This window comes from Photobacterium lucens, from assembly GCF_009873615.1.
Taxonomy (GTDB): domain Bacteria; phylum Pseudomonadota; class Gammaproteobacteria; order Enterobacterales; family Vibrionaceae; genus Photobacterium; species Photobacterium lucens.
The window spans coordinates 1-3,838 of record NZ_SSMG01000275.1; the positions used below are offsets into that span (position 1 = coordinate 1).

The window sequence follows — 3,838 nt, forward strand, 5'->3', positions numbered from 1 at the left end:
ATATCCACTTTTTCCGTTTGGATATATTAATTAGAAGCGATTATTTTTCTTTGTAAATATTTCTCTTAGGTATATTCATGAAAAAATCATCGTTGATTGCATGTGCAATCGGTGCAGGTATTGTTGGCTATTTAGCCACGGTATATGCTGTTGATCAGGGTGATAAAACCCTTCATCAACAATATCTTTCTCAAGCTAATTTGGTTAAAGCTGATCCTCTTTCTCAACAAGCTTTTCATATCTTTAACCAAAACGGTTGTCAGTACTGCCACACTAAAAACAGTGAAATGCCGTTTTATGCCGATGTTCCAGTGGCAAAACAGCTAATGCAACGTGATATTGAACATGCATTACGTCAATTCAATATCACAGCTTTGATGGATCAAGTTCAGAATAATAAGCCTGTTTCGCAAGTAGAATTAGCGAAATTAGAATCGGTATTAAATGATCACGCAATGCCACCTAAGCAGTTTTTATTAATGCACTGGCGTTCTGATCTGTCACAACAAGAAACCGATACGTTATTAAATTGGGTTAAGCAAGAACGCACTAAATACTATGCTGATCCTCAAGTGGTATCAGAGTTTAAATATGATGCGGTACAACCAATCTCAACCACATTTAAAGTCGATGACGCAAAAGTTAAATTAGGTGAAGAGCTTTATCACGATAAGCGTTTATCAGGTAATAACACAGTGGCGTGTTCAACCTGCCATAGCTTAACCACGGGTGGTGTGGATCACTTAGATACCTCGACGGGTATTAATGGTGCTAAAGGGCCTATTAACGCACCAACAGTATTTAATGCGGTGTTTAATATTCACCAGTTCTGGGATGGTCGAGCGAAAGATCTGCAAGAGCAAGCGGGTGGTCCACCAATGAATCCTAAAGAGATGGGGGCTGGGTCTTGGCAGCATATTATCGACAAGTTAGATAAAGATTCTGCATTAAAAGCACAGTTTGATGCGCTTTATCCTAAGCAGGGTATCAGTGAGTACAGCATTACTAATGCTATTGCTGAGTTTGAAAAAACCTTAGTAACGCCAAATAGCCGCTTTGATAAATTCCTAAAAGGCGATAAAACAGCCTTAACACAGGAAGAGCAAGAAGGTTATGCGTTATTTAAAGCGAATAAGTGTCAAACTTGTCATACCGGTCAATCTATGGGCGGCTTGTCATATGAAGTAATGGGCCTAAAAGGTGATTACTTCGGTAATCGTGGTAACGTCACTGATGTTGATAACGGTCGTTTTAACGTCACAAAAGATCAAAACGACATGCACCGTTTTAAAGTACCAACGTTACGTAACGTGGCACTAACTGCTCCTTATTTCCATGATGCAAGTGCGAAAACGCTTGAGCAAGCAGTCGATGATATGGCGTTATACCAAGTAGGTGTGAAGTTAAGTCAAAGCGATATTAATAAGATCACCGCTTACTTGAAAACCCTAACAGGTGAATATCAAGGTAAACCACTGAAATAACCAGTGTTGAGTAAAACGGCTTCTGTGTCTTTATGGTTAAAGTGCAGAGGCCGTTTTTTATTATGCTGTTTTATTAAACAAAATGATTTAATAAAAGAATAAAAAAATAACAAATGATACTGAAATGGAATTTAATGTGGGTTATTCTTCCTGCGCAAACGATTACAATATCAAGCAGTAAGGATTAAGAATGTTTACGAAGCCATTAATCGCAATATCTATTGCTGTCGCTATGTCTGGTTGTGCAACAGCACCAACCGTTCAGCACCAACCATTTTCATTAACTGTCGCGCATATAAACGATACCCATTCTAATTTTGATCCTGTTAAATCGAGTTTTAAGGCCGACGGTACTAAAGTTTATAACGAATTTGGTGGTTATCCTCGCTTACAAACCATGGCAAAAGAATATAAAGCTGAAGCGAAAAAAAATAATCAAAGTTTATTATTCTTACATGGTGGCGATGCGTGGCAAGGCAGTGCTTATTTCAAATTGAATCAAGGTGAAATGAATGCCGACCTGCTAAGTAAAATGGGCTTAGATGCAATGGCTCTCGGTAATCATGAATTTGATTTAAATAACAAAAAACTCAATGCCTTTATCAGCAGTGTTAATTTTCCTGTCCTCGCTGCTAACGTCGATGTTAGCCAAGATGCTGATTTAAAAAATCAAACTAACCTTCATCCTTATCAAATCTTTGCTTTTGATGGCAATCAGAAAACATTGGTTAAAGATATTAACCACTTACCTAAAGATAAAAACCTTGTTACTGTATTTGGTCTAGCATTAGATAACATGCCAAACATTGCGCCAAATACCGGTGATGTGAAGTTTAACGATATGGTTAAAACCGCACAGGCAACGGTTGATATGCTGCAAAGTAAAGGCATTGATAACATCATCGCACTGACTCATATTGGTAATGCCGTTGATCTTGATGTGGCTTCGAAAGTTAACGGTATTGATTTAATTGTTGGTGGTCACTCCCACACATTACTGGGCGATTTTACCGATCTAGGTTTAAACAATAACGGTATTTATGCCCAAATGGTGAAGAACCCGAACGGCCAAACAGAAACCTGTGTGGTACAGGCTGGTGAATATGCGCAAGCTATTGGTCGTGTAAACGTAAAATTTGATGCTAAAGGCGATGTAGTGGCCTGCGCAGGTCATAATACCTTACTGAGTAACGATGAGTTCTATCATCATGCTGATCGTAAAAAGAGTGACATGTTCAGCCCTGTAGAAACAGAGACAGTGGAAAAGTTCATCGATAATCATGACAAGATCACCATTACTGATGAAGATGCGCTACTACGTCAACGTATTGATACTAAATACAAGCCTGCGGTAGATAAAGCTTACGGAAAAACCATTGCTCAGGTTCCGGTCGAAATTAAGCATGAGCGTCGTCCAGGCGATCGTGGTACCGATAAACATGGTTCAGATGTGGCGCCGATTGTCGCTGAAGGGCAGTACTACTGGGCAAATGAACCACAAGTACAGAAAGTGACAGGCATGAAAGTGGACTTTTCATTGATTGGTGCGGGTGGTATTCGTACGAACATTGAAGCTGGTGAGTACCGTGAAGGTAACGTATCGCTAGAATTGCTACCATTTGCTAACTTTATGTCAGTGGTACCGGTAAAAGGTTCTGTGATTAAAGATTTATTGCAAGAAGCGGTTACCGCAACACTGCCTGAAGGGGCTCACGCAGGTAAATTCCCATACGGTGGTCATATTCGCTATAGCTACACTGAAACGACGCCGCATAAAGCAGGTAAACTTGGTAAAGTGGAAGTGATGACAGGAACTGAAAAGCACCCTGTATGGACGCCAATTCAAGACAATAAAACTTACAATGTTGCGATTAATAACTATAACGCAACGGGTAATGACAATTGGACACCACTTTACCACGCCCAAAAAGATCATTCTGGTCGTGTTGATGTGGTTTATGTTGACGGTAAGTTAACTGGCTTTAAAGTGAAGAATATTGATAAAGTTGGTGATAAATACAAGGTCAACTACCAAGGTGGTAAAGCACCGAATTGTAAGGCTGCTAACACCCGTTGCAATACCGATGCGCAAGCGGTGATTGATTACATCGATCAAAGCCGTCAGCACTTAGTGCCATTAGGCTATGAAGTGGTGACATTAAACCGTACTCAGCCATAATTTTTATCGTCAGTAAAAAATAAATTGGGCGCTTTTTATGATTTGTATGACCATAAAGAGCGCTTATTTACATTTACAAATAAAATTGGTCTTTTTCAACAATCGTTAATTTTCTAAATTTTGGCTCAAAGTCATATATTAATAGAATATTAATGATATAACGTATTTATTAACC

The 3,838-nt window shown here is 39.1% G+C and carries 2 protein-coding genes; both read left to right on the forward strand.

Going from position 1 to position 3,838, the window contains the following annotated elements:
* The first annotated feature begins 77 nt into the window (after window positions 1–77).
* Window positions 78–1,484, forward strand: coding sequence for a cytochrome-c peroxidase (locus E5A76_RS11730; RefSeq protein WP_053987668.1), 1,407 nt, complete (start codon window positions 78–80; stop codon window positions 1,482–1,484).
* A 190-nt stretch (window positions 1,485–1,674) separates the two neighbouring features.
* Window positions 1,675–3,663 (forward strand): bifunctional metallophosphatase/5'-nucleotidase, encoded by a 1,989-nt coding sequence (locus tag E5A76_RS11735; RefSeq protein WP_161119047.1) that lies wholly within the window; start codon window positions 1,675–1,677, stop codon window positions 3,661–3,663.
* The last annotated feature ends 175 nt before the right edge of the window (window positions 3,664–3,838 follow it).

Bases quoted from the DNA above. Each gene is read 5' to 3' on its own strand.
- E5A76_RS11730 (WP_053987668.1), top strand. From the start codon at position 78: ATGAAAAAATCATCGTTGATTGCATGTGCAATCGGTGCAGGTATTGTT.
- E5A76_RS11735 (WP_161119047.1), top strand. From the start codon at position 1,675: ATGTTTACGAAGCCATTAATCGCAATATCTATTGCTGTCGCTATGTCT.